The organism is Kitasatospora sp. NPDC057965, assembly GCF_042887135.1.
GTDB lineage: Bacteria > Actinomycetota > Actinomycetes > Streptomycetales > Streptomycetaceae > Kitasatospora.
In genome coordinates, this window is record NZ_JBHVPZ010000028.1 from 61,974 (window position 1) to 78,044 (window position 16,071).

The 16,071-nt window shown below is 73.0% G+C and carries 15 protein-coding genes and 1 pseudogene; 15 read left to right on the forward strand and 1 reads right to left on the reverse strand.

Annotation, left to right across the window (positions count from 1 at the left end):
• Position 1: 1 nt before the first annotated feature.
• The 10 genes from lepB (ACFVVU_RS30055) (at position 2) to ACFVVU_RS30100 (ending at position 9,764) form a co-directional block, all read left to right on the forward strand.
• On the forward strand, positions 2-901 hold the full coding sequence (lepB, locus tag ACFVVU_RS30055; RefSeq protein ID WP_387793393.1) for a signal peptidase I: 900 nt from the start codon (positions 2-4) through the stop codon (positions 899-901).
• A gap of 248 nt (positions 902-1,149) precedes the next feature.
• Positions 1,150-2,154, forward strand: coding sequence for a signal peptidase I (gene lepB, locus ACFVVU_RS30060; protein ID WP_380682003.1), 1,005 nt, complete (start codon positions 1,150-1,152; stop codon positions 2,152-2,154).
• 148 nt (positions 2,155-2,302) lie between these two features.
• Positions 2,303-3,052, forward strand: a complete 750-nt coding sequence (gene lepB / locus ACFVVU_RS30065; protein WP_387793396.1) for a signal peptidase I — start codon at positions 2,303-2,305, stop codon at positions 3,050-3,052.
• 118 nt (positions 3,053-3,170) lie between these two features.
• A complete protein-coding gene (locus ACFVVU_RS30070) occupies positions 3,171-3,644 on the forward strand; it encodes an NUDIX hydrolase (RefSeq protein ID WP_380682005.1) in 474 nt (157 codons plus the stop codon).
• A gap of 55 nt (positions 3,645-3,699) precedes the next feature.
• On the forward strand, positions 3,700-4,026 hold the full coding sequence (locus tag ACFVVU_RS30075) for a DUF2469 domain-containing protein (protein ID WP_030056781.1): 327 nt from the start codon (positions 3,700-3,702) through the stop codon (positions 4,024-4,026).
• A 348-nt stretch (positions 4,027-4,374) separates the two neighbouring features.
• Positions 4,375-4,746, forward strand: a complete 372-nt coding sequence (locus tag ACFVVU_RS30080) for a YraN family protein (RefSeq protein WP_387793428.1) — start codon at positions 4,375-4,377, stop codon at positions 4,744-4,746.
• Between the two features lies 1 nt (position 4,747).
• Positions 4,748-6,475, forward strand: coding sequence for a YifB family Mg chelatase-like AAA ATPase (locus ACFVVU_RS30085; protein WP_387793397.1), 1,728 nt, complete (start codon positions 4,748-4,750; stop codon positions 6,473-6,475).
• Positions 6,472-7,746 carry a DNA-processing protein DprA gene (gene dprA, locus ACFVVU_RS30090; RefSeq protein WP_387793398.1) on the forward strand — a complete coding sequence of 425 codons (1,275 nt, stop codon included), beginning with the start codon at positions 6,472-6,474 and terminating at the stop codon, positions 7,744-7,746. The genes ACFVVU_RS30085 and dprA overlap by 4 nt, the downstream gene beginning before the upstream one ends.
• 377 nt (positions 7,747-8,123) lie before the next feature.
• A complete protein-coding gene (gene whiG / locus ACFVVU_RS30095) occupies positions 8,124-9,029 on the forward strand; it encodes an RNA polymerase sigma factor WhiG (RefSeq protein WP_380682012.1) in 906 nt (301 codons plus the stop codon).
• Positions 9,030-9,191: 162 nt separating this feature from the next.
• A complete protein-coding gene (locus tag ACFVVU_RS30100; RefSeq protein WP_380682013.1) occupies positions 9,192-9,764 on the forward strand; it encodes a TetR/AcrR family transcriptional regulator in 573 nt (190 codons plus the stop codon).
• An 88-nt stretch (positions 9,765-9,852) separates the two neighbouring features.
• On the opposite strand, the pseudogene ACFVVU_RS30105 reads toward ACFVVU_RS30100, so the two are convergent.
• A pseudogene (locus ACFVVU_RS30105) lies at positions 9,853-10,539 on the reverse strand (murein hydrolase activator EnvC family protein); the annotation flags it as partial.
• 515 nt (positions 10,540-11,054) lie between these two features.
• Between ACFVVU_RS30105 and rpsB the strand changes: the two are divergent.
• From rpsB to ACFVVU_RS30130, 5 genes are all read left to right on the forward strand, one after another.
• On the forward strand, positions 11,055-11,924 hold the full coding sequence (gene rpsB / locus ACFVVU_RS30110; protein WP_380682008.1) for a 30S ribosomal protein S2: 870 nt from the start codon (positions 11,055-11,057) through the stop codon (positions 11,922-11,924).
• Positions 11,925-12,053: 129 nt separating this feature from the next.
• Positions 12,054-12,893, forward strand: coding sequence for a translation elongation factor Ts (tsf, locus tag ACFVVU_RS30115; RefSeq protein WP_355369609.1), 840 nt, complete (start codon positions 12,054-12,056; stop codon positions 12,891-12,893).
• Between the two features lie 261 nt (positions 12,894-13,154).
• The gene (gene pyrH, locus ACFVVU_RS30120; protein ID WP_355369607.1) at positions 13,155-13,919 is read left to right on the forward strand and encodes a UMP kinase; all 765 of its coding nucleotides are present in this window, start codon (positions 13,155-13,157) and stop codon (positions 13,917-13,919) included.
• A 97-nt stretch (positions 13,920-14,016) separates the two neighbouring features.
• The gene (frr, locus tag ACFVVU_RS30125; RefSeq protein WP_355369605.1) at positions 14,017-14,574 is read left to right on the forward strand and encodes a ribosome recycling factor; all 558 of its coding nucleotides are present in this window, start codon (positions 14,017-14,019) and stop codon (positions 14,572-14,574) included.
• Between the two features lie 251 nt (positions 14,575-14,825).
• A complete protein-coding gene (locus ACFVVU_RS30130) occupies positions 14,826-15,968 on the forward strand; it encodes a phosphatidate cytidylyltransferase (protein ID WP_380682009.1) in 1,143 nt (380 codons plus the stop codon).
• Positions 15,969-16,071: the final 103 nt, after the last annotated feature.

Genomic DNA, 16,071 nt, shown 5'->3' on the forward strand with positions numbered 1-16,071 from the left:
CGTGACCGGGTTGGAGGAGGACGCGGCCCCTGCCGCCCCCGCTGCCGTCCCGGTGGTGCGCGGGCGCGCCGAGCGCCGTCGCACCGCCCGCCGGGCGGCCCGCCGCCGCCGACGCTCCCGTCTGCGCGAGATCCCGTTGGTCGTCGTGGTGGCCTTGGTCGTGGCGCTGGTGATGAAGACCTTCCTGGTGCAGGTCTTCGTGATCCCCTCCGGTTCGATGGAGCAGACCATCCAGGTCGGGGACCGGGTGCTGGTGGACAAGTTCACCCCCTGGTTCGGCGCCGAGCCGGAGCGCGGCGAGGTGGTGGTGTTCAGGGATCCGGGCGGCTGGCTGGAGAACGAGCACGGGTCGTCGAAGGACGGGCCGGTCCTGCGTGCGGCCAAGCAGGTGCTGACCTTCGTCGGACTGCTGCCGTCCGACAGCGAGCAGGACCTCATCAAGCGGGTGATCGGGGTCGGCGGGGACACCGTCGAGTGCTGTGACGAGCAGGGCAGGATCAGCCTCAACGGCAGGCCGTTGGACGAGCCCTACCTCGCTCCGGGCAACCCGCCCTCCCGGCAGCCGTTCAAGGTGAAGGTGCCGCAGGACAGGCTCTGGGTGATGGGCGACCACCGGGACGTGTCCGCCGACTCCCGTTTCCACATGGGCAATCCGGGGCAGGGCACCGTTCCGGTGAGCGGTGTGGTGGGGCGGGCGTTCATGATCGCCTGGCCGGTGGGCCGGGTTCATCAACTTGAGGTGCCGGTTTCACTCTCCTCGGTGGCGCGGGTTCCGGCGGACGGCACGACCGCAACGGACTCGATGGGCGGCGGGCCGGTTCCCGAGGAACCTCCGCTCGTTATGGGTGTGTTGGGCATCCTTCCGCTCATCGGCCGCCGGATGGGGCGGCCCCGGGCGTAGGTCCGGACAGGCCGGTCGTGATCGGACCGGGCGTGTGGGACCGCGAGCCGGATGCCCGGGAGTGATAGAGAAGTGCTGGGTGCGGCCGACTCGGTGTCGAGGGGTCGCACCCGAAGGCTGTGCCGGTGTCAGGAGGCCCGTCGGGGGCCGGTCCTGGCGGGGGCGCGGTCGGTGATGGAGCGTGGTGCCCGCTGTGCGGCACTGTGAGCGCGGGCGCACGGGCGTCCGCACAGCAGGGAGGAGACGTTGTGGGGGATTTGGTGATCGGCGCCCGGTCAGGCGCCGGCGAGCCCGAGGGCTCCGGCGGCCGGGCGGACCGGTCCGCGGAGGCCGCGGCGCCCTCGTCCTCGGCCGAGGACACGGCGGCCCAGTCCGCGGACGGGCACGGCGACGGCACGGGTGACACCCCGCCGCCCCTCCCGGGCGACTCCGGTCCGGCGGACGGTACCGAGGAGCAGCCGCCGCGGAACGAGCGCAAGCAGCGTTCGTTCTGGAAGGAGCTGCCGATCCTCATCGGCATCGCCCTGGTCCTGGCGCTGGTGATCAAGACCTTCTTCGTCCAGGCGTTCTCCATTCCGTCGGAGTCGATGCAGAACACGCTGCAGGTCGGTGACCGGGTCCTGGTGGACAAGCTCACCCCGTGGTTCGGCGCCGAGCCGGAGCGCGGCGAGGTCGTGGTGTTCCACGACCCGGGCGGCTGGCTGGCCGACGAGCCCACCAAGGAGAGCAGCAACGCCTTCGTCCGGGGCGTTCAGGACGTGCTGAGCTTCGTCGGTCTGATGCCCTCCGACAACGAGAAGGACCTCATCAAGCGGGTCATCGCGGTTGGCGGGGACACCGTCGAGTGCGAGGGCGAGGGGCCGGTGAAGGTCAACGGCGTCGCGCTCAACGAGCCGTACGTCTACGCCGGCAACACCCCGTGCGGGACGAAGCCGTTCGGTCCGGTGAAGGTTCCCGACGGCCGGATCTGGGTGATGGGCGACCACCGCGCGGACTCGCTCGACTCGCGCTTCCACATGGACCAGCCGGGTGGCGGGACCGTCCCGGTGGACGACGTGATCGGGCGCGCCTTCGTGGTGGCCTGGCCGGTCAACCACTGGTCGACGCTGCCGGTGCCGGACACCTTCGACCAGAAGGGCCTGGCGGCGGCCGCGCCGGCGGTGCCGGCCGCAGCCGGTGCCGTGGGCGCCGTCGCCCTGCTCCCGCTGGTCCGCAGGCTGCGGAACCGGCCGGACCGCGACCGGCGGTCCTGATCCCGACCGGGGGCTCCCGGGGCTTGCGCGGGCCGTGGTACCGACGAGTAATCTGCTTGGACGTGCCACGGCCCGCCGGGTTTTCCGCCCGTGGCCCCGGTACGCCGCCGTGAGCGTTTCCGGGTCGGTCAGGGGTTGGACGGTGTCGATGAGCAGTGTCGTGGAACGGACGACCGATGATCCCCCGGCCGCGGTCCGCCCCCGGCGCGCCCCCGGGGCCGTGGTCCAGGGCGTGCTGCTCGCCGTCGGCCTGGTCCTGCTGATCGGCGGCTTCGCGGTGATCGCCGTGAGCTACCGGCCGTACAACATCCCGACCGGTTCGATGGAGCCGACCCTCAGGACCGGGGACACCGTCCTGGCGCGGAAGACCGACGGCGCGGACGTCCGGCGCGGTGACGTGGTGGTCTTCCGCGACCAGGCCTGGGGCGGCCCGCTCATGGTCAAGCGCGTGGTCGCGATCGGCGGCGACACCGTCGCCGTCGCCACCGGTGACCAGCGGCTGACCGTCAACGGCAAGCCGGTGGACGAGCCGTACCTCGCGGCGCAGGGCGCCCAGGGAACCGCCTTCAGCGTGGAGGTGCCGCCCGGCCGTCTCTTCCTGCTCGGCGACAACCGGCTCGGCTCGCTCGACTCCCGCGTCCACCTGGAGGTCGACGGCGGGACCGTCCCGGCCACCGGGGTGGAGGCCCGGGTCGAGGCCACCGTGCTTCCGCTCGGCCGGGCCGGCCTGCTGTCCGGCACCTCGGCGTTCGAGGTGGTCGGCGGGGAGGGCCCGGCAGGCCCGGGACCGCTGGAACCCGCGTTCTGGGCGAGCGTTGTAGGCGCGGCGACGATCCTCGTGACCACGGCGGTGAGCGGGGTGGCAGGGCTGGCGCGCCGTCGCCGCCGCACGACCTGACCCCGGCCGGCGCGGTTCGCGCCGGGGCCGCTCTGCCCAACCTCGCCCCGGACGACCGCGCCGGGTGGCAGGATCGGGGGAGCGACCGGGGCGGACGAAGGGAGCGTGGAGGCTCGTCATGGCGGCACAGCGGCGCAGGGCCTCGCGGATCCTGCTGTTCGACGGGCAGGACCGGGTGCTGCTGTTCCACGGCTCGGACCCGGCGGTCCCCGGCGTCACCTGGTGGTTCACCCCCGGCGGCGGCTTGGAGCCGGGGGAGGACCTCCGGGACGCCGCCGAGCGCGAACTCCTGGAGGAGACCGGGCTGCGCGGCGTGGAGCTGGGGCCGGTGGTGGCGTACGGCAAGGCTTCGTTCTCCTATCGGGGACGGCGCTACGAGCAGGACCAGTGGTTCCACCTGGCCCGCACGACGGACACGGTGCTGGACCACTCGGGCATGGGCGAGGACGAGCACGCCCAGCTGCTCGCGGCACGCTGGTGGACGGTCGGGGAATTGCGGGCCACCGCCGAGACCGTCTATCCGGTCGGGCTGGTGGACTTTCTGCAGCGGCTGTTGACCGAGGGGCCGCCGGCAGCCCCGGTAAGGCTCTGAGGGTGAGTGCGGTGGTCCACAATGGGTGGACGTGACAAGTTGAGGGGACGCCTGGATGAGTGCCGAAGATCTCGAAAAGTACGAGACCGAGATGGAGCTCAAGCTCTACCGGGAGTACCGGGACGTCGTCGGCCTGTTCAAGTACGTGATCGAGACCGAGCGACGGTTCTACCTCACCAATGACTACGAGCTGCAGGTGCACTCGGTGCAGGGCGAGGTGTTCTTCGAGGTGTCGATGGCGGATGCGTGGGTCTGGGACATGTACCGGCCGGCCCGGTTCGTCCGCAAGGTCCGGGTGCTGACCTTCAAGGACGTGAACATCGAGGAACTCGCGAAGAGCGACCTGGAGCTGCCCTCGGACGAGTCCGGCTTCGGGAACTGACGGTGGACCGCCCGGCCCCCGGATGTCCAGGGGAATTCCGGGTATTCCGGGATAATCACTCCCGCAGGTGACAGGAGTTATCCACAGGCCCGAGTTGTCCACAGGAAAGGACAACTCTCTGGTCCGATCCCGGACCGCACGGCAACCTCCCCGGCGGAGGTGGTCACCGTGCAGGAGATCGAGCGCGCCACGCGCAAGAGGACCGCGAAGGCCCGGCAGGACGGGCAGCCGCGCCGGAGGACGACGCGGGCCACGGCGGGCGGTCCGCCCCCGTCGGCCGCGTCGCCCCCGTCGCGGCCGACCAACGCCGGCCTCGGCCGCTACGGCGAGCAGGTCGCCGCCCGTCGGCTGGCCGAGGACGGGCTGCGCATCCTCGACCGCAACTGGCGCTGCGTCGAGGGCGAGCTGGACATCGTCGCCCTCGACGGCGACACCGTGGCGGTCTGCGAGGTCAAGACCCGCTCCGAGCGGGGCTTCCAGCAGCCCAGCGAGGCCATCGGTCCGACCAAGGCGGACCGCTTGCGCCGACTGGCCGAGCGCTGGATGGCCGAGCGCTGGCCCGGCCACTTCGCCCGGCTGGCCGGTACCGAGTACCGGCCCGGCGTCGGCGACCCGCCGTGGGCGCCCGTGCCGCCCGGCGGCGTCCGGATCGACCTGGTCGCCGTCGTCAACCGGTCCCGCGGCGCCGCGTCGGTCGATCACCTGCGGGGGGTGGTCTGAGGTGGCCTTCGCCCGGACGTGTTCCGTGGCCCTGGTCGGCGTCGACGGGGTGATCGTCGAGGTCCAGGCCGATCTGGAGCCCGGGGTGGCGGCGTTCACCCTGGTCGGCCTGCCCGACAAGGCGCTCTCCGAGGCCCGCGACCGGGTGCGCGCGGCGGTCGTCAACAGTGGCGAGGCCTGGCCGCAGCGGAAGCTGACCGTCGGGCTGAGCCCGGCCTCGGTGCCCAAGAGTGGCAGCGGCTTCGACCTCGCCGTGGCCTGTGCCGTGCTGGCCGCCGCCGAACGGCTCGACCCGGCCGCGATCGCGGACCTGCTGCTGATCGGCGAACTCGGGCTGGACGGGCGGGTGCGCCCGGTGCGCGGGGTGCTCCCGTCGGTGCTGGCCGCCGCGGACGCCGGCTACCGGCGCGTGGTGGTCGCCGACCAGACCGCCGCCGAGGCCGAGCTGGTCCCCGGGGTGACCGTCTTCGGCGTGCGCAGCCTGCGCCAGCTGATGGCGCTGCTCACCGGAGCCCCCGAACCGGAGGAGCCCGCCGACCGCCCCGGCGGGCACCCCGACCCGCTGATGGCCGGCCTGATGCTCCCCAGCGCGGGGGTGCGGGGCCTGCCCGACGAGGCGGCCGCCCGGATGGACCTCGCCGACGTGGCCGGCCAGTACGAGGCCCGCCGGGCCCTGGAGATCGCCGCCGCCGGCGGTCACCACCTCTACCTCAAGGGGCCGCCCGGCGCGGGCAAGACCATGCTGGCGGAGCGGCTGCCCGCGCTGCTCCCGCCGCTCACCCAGAAGGAGGCCCTGGAGGTCACCGCGGTCCACTCGGTGGCGGGGCTGCTGCCGGTCGGGCGGCCGCTGGTCGACCGGGCGCCCTACTGCGCCCCGCACCACTCGACCACCATGCCGGCGATCGTCGGCGGTGGCAGCGGGCTGCCGAGACCGGGTGCGGTCTCGCTGGCCCACCGGGGCGTCCTGTTCCTCGACGAGGCACCGGAGTTCCCCGTCCGGGTGCTGGACGCGCTGCGCCAGCCGCTCGAATCGGGCGAGGTGGTGATCGCCCGGTCCGCCGGATCGATGCGGCTGCCGGCCCGGTTCCTGCTCTGCCTGGCCGCCAACCCCTGCCCGTGCGGGCGCCACTCACGGCGGGGCGAGGGCTGCGAGTGCACGCCCGCCATGGTCAGCCGGTACCAGGGCCGGCTTTCCGGACCGCTGCTCGACCGGGTCGACCTCCAGGTCCAGGTCGCCCCGGTGACCAGGGCCGAGCTGATGCAGCGCGACACCTCGGCGGAGACCACCGAGGTCGTCGCGGCCCGGGTGCAGGCGGCCCGAGAGCGTGCGGCGACCCGGCTGGCCGGCACACCGTGGCGGACCAACGCCGAGGTCCCCGGCCATGAGTTGCGCACCCGCTGGCAGCTGGCACCGGGTGCGCTGAACGACGCCGCGCGCCAGTTGGAGCGGGGCCTGCTGACCGCCCGCGGTCTGGACCGGGTGCTGAGGGTCGCCTGGACGGTCGCGGACCTGGCCGGCCGGGAGCGCCCGGAACAGCGTGACGTCCGGACGGCCCTCGTCCTGCGCACCGGCGTGGAGCAGGGAAATCCGCTGACGGAGCGCTTCTTCGGGCGGGCGGACCCCGCCCCGGACCGGCCGGGCGGCAAGGCCGAGCGCCGCCCGGCCCGCCCCCGTTCCGCCCGGCGCACCGCCGATCCGCAGCCCGAGCCCGAGGAGGCCGCCCCGTGAACCGCACCGCGAACGATCTCGCCCAGGGCCCGCCCGCCGAACCGGGCGCCGCCCCTCGGCCCGGGGCGCCGCCCGAGCCGGTGCCCAGGCCGCAGCCCGAGCCCGAGAACGAGCCCGAGAACGAGCCCGAGCACGAATTCGAGCACGAATTCGAGCACGAGCGTCTGGCCCGCGCGGCGCTCAGCCGGCTCGGCGAGCCCGGGGACGCCGCGCTCGGCCGCTGGCTCGCCCACACCGACGCGCTCGACGTGGTCCGGGCGATCGGGGACGGCACGGTGCCCGGCCGACCGGGCCCGGACGACGCCCGGCTGGCGGCCTACCGGGCCCGGCTGACCGGCCTCGACCCGGTCGCTGACCTGGAACGGGTGCGGGCGGCCGGTGGGCGCTTCATCATTCCGGGCGACACGGAGTGGCCCAGCCAGCTGGACGACCTCGGGGAGACCAGGCCCACCGGCCTCTGGGTGGTCGGCACCGGCTCGCTGCGCCTGCTCGCGCTGCGCTCGGTCTCGGTGGTGGGCGCCCGGGCCTGCACGGCGTACGGTGCGCACGTCGCCGGGGACCTCGCCGCCCAACTCGCCGAACGCGGCTGGGTGGTCGTCTCCGGCGGGGCCTACGGCATCGACTCGGCCGCCCACCGGGGCGCGCTGGCGGTCGGCGGCCCGACCGTCGGTGTCCTCGCCTGCGGGGTGGACGTGGCCTACCCGAGGGGCAACACTGGGCTGATCCGCCGGATCGCCGAACAGGGGCTGTTGCTGAGCGAACTCCCACCGGGGGAGCACCCGACCAGGTTCCGGTTCGTGCTGCGCAACCGGGTGATCGCGGCGCTGACCCGCGGAACGGTGGTGGTCGAGGCGGCGCTGCGCAGCGGGGCGCTCAGCACCGCCAGACGCGCCCGCGACCTCAACCGGCACACCATGGCCGTGCCCGGCCCGGTGACCTCGGAGCTGTCCGCCGGGGTGCACGCCCTGATCCGCAGCGGCGCCGCGACCGTGGTCACCGACGCCGCCGAGGTCGTCGAGCTGATCGGCGCGATCGGTGACGACCTCGCGCCGCAGCGCAGCGGACCGGTGCTGCCCCGGGACCTCCTGGAGCCGGCGGCGGCCCGGGTCCTGGAGGCGGTGCCCGCCACGCCGGACGGCGCGCCGGTGGAGCGGCTGGCCCGGCAGTCCGGGCTCCCGCCGGACGAGGTGCTCCAGCGGCTCTACGAGCTGGGCTCGCTCGGCCACGTCGAACGGCACGGGGCGCACTGGCGCCTGGTGCGCAGGAGGTGACGGCAGGTCGGGGAGGCCGACAACCGGGGAGCGGACCACACGGACGAGTGGAGGGAGGACGGGGCTTGACGGAGCGGCCCGGCGCGGCGGGGGGCGGCGGGGTGCGGCCCCGTCCGTCTGCCTCCGGTACCCCGAGGCGGTGACACGAAGCCACCGGATCGGGGGACGACCGAGTGGCGGTAGCACTGTGCAGCGAGTCGGTCACGCTACGCTCGCCATGCCTTCCCTATCAGCACATGACTCGGCAGAACGGCGCAGACCAACGTATGCCCACACACATTCCCGGACACCGAGTGACCGGTGGCGCCCGGTCCTCGGGAGGGCCGCGCACCGAGCGGCGCACCGTGACCGAGTTCCCGCCCAAGGCCGCGGGCGGGATGGGGGCCCTCGCGCGGCAGGGCGGCCGTACGGCGCACTCCGGGGCGCACGACGACTGTCCGGACGCGCCCGGCGCTTCCGCCGACCCGGCCGCCCCCGAACCGCCCGAGGCGCCTGGGCCCCGCCGGGCGGCGGCCGGCCGGGAGCGCACGGCGCTCGAAGAGCTCTGGCGCGCCTACAAGGAGACGGCCGACCAGCGGCTGCGGGAGCAGCTGATCCTGCACTACTCGCCGCTCGTCAAATACGTGGCGGGCCGGGTCGGGGTCGGCCTGCCCTCCAACGTGGAACAGGCCGACTTCGTCTCCTCCGGGGTCTTCGGGCTGATCGACGCGATCGAGAAGTTCGACATCGAACGCGCCATCAAGTTCGAGACCTACGCCATCAGCCGGATCCGCGGCGCGATCATCGACGAACTGCGGGCGCTGGACTGGATCCCGCGCTCGGTGCGGCAGAAGGCGAAGGCGGTCGAGCGCACGTACGCGACGCTGGAGGCCCGGTTGCGGCGGACGCCGAACGAGCCCGAGGTCGCGGCCGAGATGGGCATCGCCATCGAGGACCTGCACGCCATCTTCAGCCAGCTCTCGCTCGCCAACGTGGTGGCGCTCGACGAACTGCTGCACCCGGTCGGCGAGGGCGGCAACCGGCTCAGCCTGATGGACACCCTGGAGGACCACGGTGCCGACGACCCGGTCGAGGTGGCCGAGGACCGCGAACTGCGCCGACTGCTGGCGCAGGCCGTGAACACGCTCCCCGAGCGGGAGAAGACCGTGGTGACGCTCTACTACTACGAGGGCCTGACCCTGGCCGAGATCGGCCAGGTGCTCGGGGTGACGGAGAGCCGGGTCAGCCAGATCCACACCAAGTCGGTGCTCCAGTTGCGCGCCAAGCTGTCGGACATCCGGTAGCGGCACGGCGGCCGGAACCCCGGCGGGGTGCGCCGCGTACGCCCGGCCGGCACTCTGCGCCCCGGTACGCAACCCTCCGCATCGTGCCGGTGTGCGGCACCGTACCGGTGGGATGTAGGGCTCCGTACAGTGGAGTGCGTGCCGAAGATCCGAGCGGCCAGTGTGGCCGAGCACCGTCAGATGCAGCGGGCAGCCCTCCTCGACGCTGCCCGCAGTCTCCTCACCGAGGGAGGCATGGAGGCCCTGGCCTTCCCCGCGCTCGCCGCGCGCACGGGACTCGCGCGCTCCTCGGTGTACGAGTACTTCCGCTCGCGGGCGGCCGTGGTCGAGGCGCTCTGCGAGACCGACTTCCCGCTCTGGGCCGCCGAGATCGAGGCCGGGATGGCGAGCCGCGACACCGCGGCCGAGCGGATCGAGGCCTATGTGCGGGGCCAGCTCGCGCTGGCCGCCGACCCCCGCCACCGGGCCGTCGCCGCGATCTCCGCCCTGGAACTGGACGACGCGGCCCGCGAGCGCATCAGGGCGGCGCACGGGACGCTGGTCGGGCTCGTGGTCCAGGCGCTGGAGGACCTCGGCCACGAAGAGCCCCGGCTGGCGGCCGCGCTGCTCCAGGGCATCGTCGAGGCGGCCGTCCGGCAGTCGGAGCAGCGGGCGGCGGGCGGTCGGGCCGAGAGCCCCGAGGTGATCGCCGACGCCGCCGTCTCCCTCGCCCTGCACGGACTCGGTCCGAGCTGACCGGCTGCCCCGGGTCCTCGGAGGGCGGGTTCGTGAGCGGCAGCAGCCTGGCCCGACCGGTCCCGAACAGGGACGGCGGGTCGAGGTAGCGCCGTCCGCGCAGCAGGCCCCAGTGCAGGCAGACACCGTCGGCGCAGTGGCCGGTCCCGTCGGCGAGCCGTCCGATCACCTGGCCCGCCGCCACCGAGGTGCCCACCGGAACGGTGCCGGCGACCGGTAGATAGGTGGTCCGCAGCGGGGGCGCCGGGGGAGCGGCGGCGCTCGCACGGGCGACGATCGTATGGGTGACCGTGACCACCGGTCGCCCGCCCACCGGCCCGGCGAACGTGACCACACCGGGAGCCGCCGCCCGCACCTCCGCCCCGGGGCCGGCGGCCAGGTCGACGCCCCGGTGCCCCGCGCCCCACGGTCGCGCCGGCGCCTCGAAGCGGTGCACCACGACGGCCGGGCGGCCGCCCGGCCCGTCCACCGGCCATGCCCGCCCGCCGCCGGAGCCGCTGCCTCCACCCTCCCCGCCTCCGCTGCCCCCGCTGCCGCCACCCCCACCGCCCGCCGCATGGCCGAGGGCTCCGGGCCACCCGAACGGAAGCAGCGTGCCCAGCACCACCAGCACGACCACCAGCACCCGCCGACCGGACCGCAGCCCGACCGGCGCACCGCCCCGACCATCCGCAGCGCCGCAACCACCCACGCCGCCCACCCGGCCCGCACCGCCCGCACGGTCCACCCCACCCGCCACCACAGCACCGCCCGCAACCCCGTCAGCAGCAGTCATGCCGCCGAGGTTCCCCGGCCCGCACCGGCCCGGCCACCCCCGCCCCGATTCCTGTGGACAACCGGCCCCTGTGGACCGTGGCCGTCCCTCCAACGGGTGTACCCCGCCGGGTTCACGCGGGCCCCACAGGGCCGCCCGGGCAGCCCGGACCAGGCGTGTCCCCGGCCGCCCGCCCGCCGCGGAGTCGCCCGGCGCGCGGCGCTTCCCGTACACTTCACACGCGACCCGGTCCGCCGGGTCGACTTCGCACGCCCCGCCACCGGTGGACGGAAGCGGCTCCGCCGCCACCTCCGCCAGGTGCGAGTGCCGCTCGGTCCGCCGAGCCCGGCCGGTCCCCGGACCGCCGGGTGGAAGCGGCTCGGCACGTTCGGGGCGTCAGGCGTGGCTGCCACCTGGCCGCCACGGACAACCGAGCCTGACCCGGCCGTTCGCACGCGCCGAGCGGGAAGCGCCACCGTGCGCCGACCGTGACGCCGCTGCGCCGGAGCCGGGCGTAACACCTGAGGAGCACGGCTATGGCCGTCGTCACGATGCGGGAGCTGCTGGAGAGCGGCGTCCACTTCGGTCACCAGACCCGCCGCTGGAACCCGAAGATGAAGCGCTTCATCATCACCGAGCGCAACGGCATCTACATCATCGACCTCCTGCAGTCGCTGAACTACATCGACCGCGCCTTCGAGTTCATCAAGGAGACCGTTGCCCACGGCGGCAGCGTCCTCTTCGTCGGCACGAAGAAGCAGGCCCAGGAGGCCATCGCCGAGCAGGCCACCCGCGTGGGCATGCCCTACGTGAACCAGCGCTGGCTCGGCGGCATGCTGACCAACTTCTCGACCGTCTACAAGCGCCTGCAGCGCCTCAAGGAGCTGGGCGAGCTGGACTTCTCGGACGTGGCCGGCTCCGGCCTCACCAAGAAGGAGCTCCTGGTCCTCCAGCGCGAGCACGACAAGCTGGAGAAGACCCTCGGCGGTATCCGCGACATGCAGCGCGTTCCCAGCGCCGTCTGGATCGTGGACACCAAGAAGGAGCACATCGCGGTCGGCGAGGCCCGGAAGCTCAACATCCCGGTCGTCGCCATCCTCGACACCAACTGCGACCCCGACGAGGTCGACTACAAGATCCCGGGCAACGACGACGCGATCCGCTCCGTCACCCTGCTGACCCGTGTGATCGCCGACGCCGTCGCCGAGGGCCTCAAGGCCCGCGCGGGTGTCGCCAAGGGCGACGTCAAGGCCGAGCCGGGCGCCGACCAGCCGCTCGCCGACTGGGAGAAGGACCTCCTGGAGGGTGAGAAGAAGGCCGACGAGGCCCCCGCCGCCGAGGCGCCGGCCACCGAGGCCCCCGCCGCCGAGGCTCCGGCCACCGAGGCTCCGGCCGAGCAGGCCTGACGTACCAAGGGTGAGGGGCACCCGCCGGTACGACGCCGGTCGGTGCCCCTCTCTCCCGTGCCTGGGCCGAATCACCGGCCCCGGTGCTACCCCACGCAGACACGCGAGACGCGAGAAGAGATTCACACCATGGCGAACTTCACCGCCGCGGACGTCAAGAAGCTCCGTGAGCTGACCGGCGCCGGCATGATGGACTGCAAGAAGGCCCTGGACGAGGCCGAGGGCAACGTCGAGAAGGCCGTCGAGATCCTTCGCATCAAGGGCCAGAAGGGCGTTGCCAAGCGCGAGGGCCGTGACGCCTCCAACGGTGCCGTCGCCGCGCTCATCGCCGAGGACAAGAAGTCCGGCGTCCTGGTCGAGCTGAACTGCGAGACCGACTTCGTTGCCAAGGGTGACAACTTCGTCCAGGTCGCCGACGCGATCGCCGCCCACGTCGCCGCCACCGCCCCGGCCGACCTGGACGCCGCTCTCGCCTCCGAGATCGAGGCCGGCAAGACCGTCCAGCAGTTCGTGGACGAGGCCAACGCGACCCTCGGCGAGAAGATCGTCTTCCGTCGCTTCGCGCAGTTCGACGGTGACGGCTTCGTCGCGGTCTACCTGCACAAGACCAGCCCCGACCTGCCGCCGGCCGTCGGCGTCCTGGTCGAGCTGGACAAGGAGAACGCCGAGGTCGCCAAGGACGTCGCGCAGCACATCGCCGCCTTCGCGCCGAAGTACCTGTCCCGCGAGGACATCCCGGCCGAGGACATCGAGAACGAGCGCCGCGTCGCCGAGGCCACCGCTCGCGAGGAGGGCAAGCCGGAGGCCGCCCTCCCGAAGATCGTCGAGGGTCGCGTCACCGGCTTCGTCAAGGAGAACTCCGTCCTGGAGCAGGCCTTCGCGAAGGACAACAAGAAGTCCGTCGCCAAGGTCCTCGAGGAGAACGGCGTCGCCCTCAAGCGCTTCGCCCGCTTCCGCGTCGGCGCCTGAGCCACGTTCCACCCGCGCTTCCGGCCGTAGGCTGGAAGCCGCCCCCGCCCGCTGACCAGGGCGGCAGGGAACGCGCCGTACGGGCTCACCCAGCGCCATCCGTTCATGGGCGAGCCGCGTCGGCAGCATGAACGACGAGGAGGCCATTGCCGTGCAGGACACCGAACCGGTTCCCGCGGCAGTGGCCTCCTCTCGTGTACGCGCAGGCCGGGGATCCGCACGTCCGCGCCTGTGAACCAGTAGGTGTAGAAGGAGAAGTCCATGCAGGAGACGCAGGAGACCGCGCAGGACACCCACGACGGCACGCGCCGCCGGGTGCTGCTGAAGCTGTCCGGTGAGGCCTTCGCCGGCGGCGGCGGGCTCGGCGTCGATCCGGACGTCGTGCACGCGATCGCCCGCGAGATCGCCACGGTCGTCCGCGCGGGCACCGAGGTCGCCATCGTGATCGGCGGCGGGAACTTCTTCCGGGGCGCCGAACTCCAGGTCCGCGGAATGGACCGGGCCCGCTCGGACTACATGGGCATGCTCGGCACGGTCATGAACTGCCTGGCGCTCCAGGACTTCCTGGTCAAGGAGGGCATCGAGACCCGGGTCCAGACCGCCATCACGATGGGCCAGGTCGCCGAGCCGTACCTGCCGCTGCGCGCCGTCCGGCACCTGGAGAAGGGCCGTGTGGTGATCTTCGGCGCGGGTATGGGCATGCCCTACTTCTCCACCGACACCACGGCCGTGCAGCGGGCCCTGGAGATCCACGCCGACATCCTGCTGATGGGCAAGAACGGCGTGGACGGCGTCTACGACTCCGACCCGCGGACCAACCCGGACGCGGTGAAGTTCGACGCGCTGGAGTACTCCGAGGTCATCGCGCGCGACCTCAAGGTCGCCGACCTCACCGCGATCACGCTGTGCAAGGACAACAACCTGCCGATGCTGGTCTTCGAGCTGCTCGCGGAGGGCAATATCGCGCGGGCAGTGAAGAGTGAGAAGATCGGCACACTCATCAGCCAGGATTCTGTCCGGGCCTGAGCAGCAACCAGCCGTACGGAACGGCGCGGGAGCCGCGACCGGCCACCGCCAGACACCGGACGGAACAACCGCAGATGAACCGGACAGGGAGATCACAGTGATCGAAGAGACCCTCCTCGAGGCCGAGGAGAAGATGGAGAAGGCCGTCGCCCACGCCAAGGACGACTTCGCGGCCATCCGCACCGGCCGTGCGCACCCGGCGATGTTCGCCAAGATCGTCGCCGAGTACTACGGTGCCAAGACGCCGATCAACCAGCTGGCCTCGTTCTCGGTGCCGGAGCCGCGGATGGCGGTCGTCTCGCCGTTCGACAAGACCGCGCTGAAGGCGATCGAGCAGGCGATCCGCGACTCCGACCTGGGCGTCAACCCGTCGAACGACGGCTCCATCATCCGCGTGGTGCTGCCGGAGCTCACCGAGGAGCGCCGCCGGGAGTTCATCAAGATCGCCCGTACCAAGGGCGAGGACGCCAAGGTCTCGATCCGTTCGGTGCGCCGCAAGGCCAAGGACGCCATCGACAAGCTGGTCAAGGACGGCGAGGTCGGCGAGGACGACGGCCGCCGTTCCGAGAAGGAGCTCGACGACACCACGGCCAAGTACGTGGCCCAGATCGACGAGCTGCTGAAGCACAAGGAATCCGAGCTGCTCGAGGTCTGATGAACGACGCCCCTGACGCCCCTGGCTACTGGGGCCCGTCCGACCAGCAGTACCAGCCGTTCCGGCCGTACCAGCCTGCGCAGGCGCCCGTCGCACCTGCGCAGGCTCGCGGCATACCCGGACACCCGGCGCAGCCCGCCGGTCATCCCGCGCCGCACGGGCCGTACGGCGCCGGCGACCCCGGCCACCGAACGGGTCACTCCCAGCAGCCTCCGGTGTACTGGGACCCGGACGCGGAGGAGACTCAGGTCATGCCTCCCGTACCGGCCGACCCGGGCCCGCGGCCCGTGCCCCCGCCCGGGGCCGACCCCGCCGAGGGGCCGGCCCGGGAGACGGGCCGGCTGAGCGGACCGCTGTTCCGCGACGAGCAGCCCGGAACGGTGGAGCCGGGTGCGTCGGAGACGGTCGTGCTGCGCGCGATCACCGACGACACCCCGCCTCCCGCTCCCGCGGGTGGGCCGTACCCCGGCACGCCGGGCGGACCGGCGGCGGGGCAGCCCTTCCTCGTGCCGTCGTCCCACCCAGGGCAGGAGACACCCGTGGCCCAGGCCGATCCGCAGCCTCAGCCGCCACAGCGCAAACAGCGCGGTGGCCGCAACCTCCAGGCCGCGATAGGCGTGGGCGTCGGCCTCGGCGCGGTGATCGTCGCCTCGCTGTTCGTCGTCAAGGCCCTGTTCCTGGTCGTGGTGATCGCGGCGGTGTCGGTCGGTGTCTGGGAGCTGACCAGTCGGCTGGCCGAGCGCAAGGAGATCAAGGCGCCGCTGATCCCGCTGGTCGCGGGCGGCATCGCGATGGTCGCCACCGGCTACTGGTCGGGGATCCAGTGGGCGGCGGCCTCGCTCGCGCTCACCGGGCTCGCGGTGATGGTCTGGCGGATGACCGAGCCGCCCGAGAACTACCTGCGGGACATAACGGCGGGCATCTTCACCGCCTTCTACGTCCCGTTCCTCGCCACCTTCGTGGCGATGATGCTGGCGGCCGACGACGGTCCGCAGCGGATCGTGCTCTTCCTCATCGTCACGGTGTGCAGCGACACCGGGGCGTACGCGGTGGGCTACAAGTTCGGCAAGAACAAGCTGGCGCCGACCATCAGCCCGGGCAAGACCCGCGAGGGCCTGGCCGGCGGCATCGGCCTGTCGATGCTGGCGGGCGCGCTGCTGATGGAACTGATCATCGACGGCGGCAGCTGGTGGCAGGGCCTGATCCTGGGCGGCTGCGCGGCGGTCACCGCGACCCTGGGCGACCTGGGCGAGTCGATGATCAAGCGCGACCTGGGCATCAAGGACATGGGCACACTGCTGCCCGGCCACGGCGGCATCATGGACCGGCTGGACTCGCTGCTGCCGACCGCCCCGGTGGTCTGGCTTCTGCTGGCGGCCTTCGTCGGCAGCTGAGCCGACAGCACCCGCACACGGAGGCCCCGGACGCACGGCGTCCGGGGCCTCCGCGCGTCTGCGACACTGGAACAACCATGCCTAAGCCCGGAGAACTCTCACC

What these genes read in the sequence shown, in the direction of transcription:
- ACFVVU_RS30130 (WP_380682009.1), top strand. Translation starts at nt 14,826, where the DNA reads ATGCCTCCCGTACCGGCCGACCCGGGCCCGCGGCCCGTGCCCCCGCCC.
- ACFVVU_RS30070 (WP_380682005.1), top strand. Translation starts at nt 3,171, where the DNA reads ATGGCGGCACAGCGGCGCAGGGCCTCGCGGATCCTGCTGTTCGACGGG.
- tsf (WP_355369609.1), top strand. Translation starts at nt 12,054, where the DNA reads ATGGCGAACTTCACCGCCGCGGACGTCAAGAAGCTCCGTGAGCTGACC.
- ACFVVU_RS30075 (WP_030056781.1), top strand. Translation starts at nt 3,700, where the DNA reads ATGAGTGCCGAAGATCTCGAAAAGTACGAGACCGAGATGGAGCTCAAG.
- rpsB (WP_380682008.1), top strand. Translation starts at nt 11,055, where the DNA reads ATGGCCGTCGTCACGATGCGGGAGCTGCTGGAGAGCGGCGTCCACTTC.
- whiG (WP_380682012.1), top strand. Translation starts at nt 8,124, where the DNA reads ATGGGGGCCCTCGCGCGGCAGGGCGGCCGTACGGCGCACTCCGGGGCG.
- pyrH (WP_355369607.1), top strand. Translation starts at nt 13,155, where the DNA reads ATGCAGGAGACGCAGGAGACCGCGCAGGACACCCACGACGGCACGCGC.
- lepB (WP_387793396.1), top strand. Translation starts at nt 2,303, where the DNA reads ATGAGCAGTGTCGTGGAACGGACGACCGATGATCCCCCGGCCGCGGTC.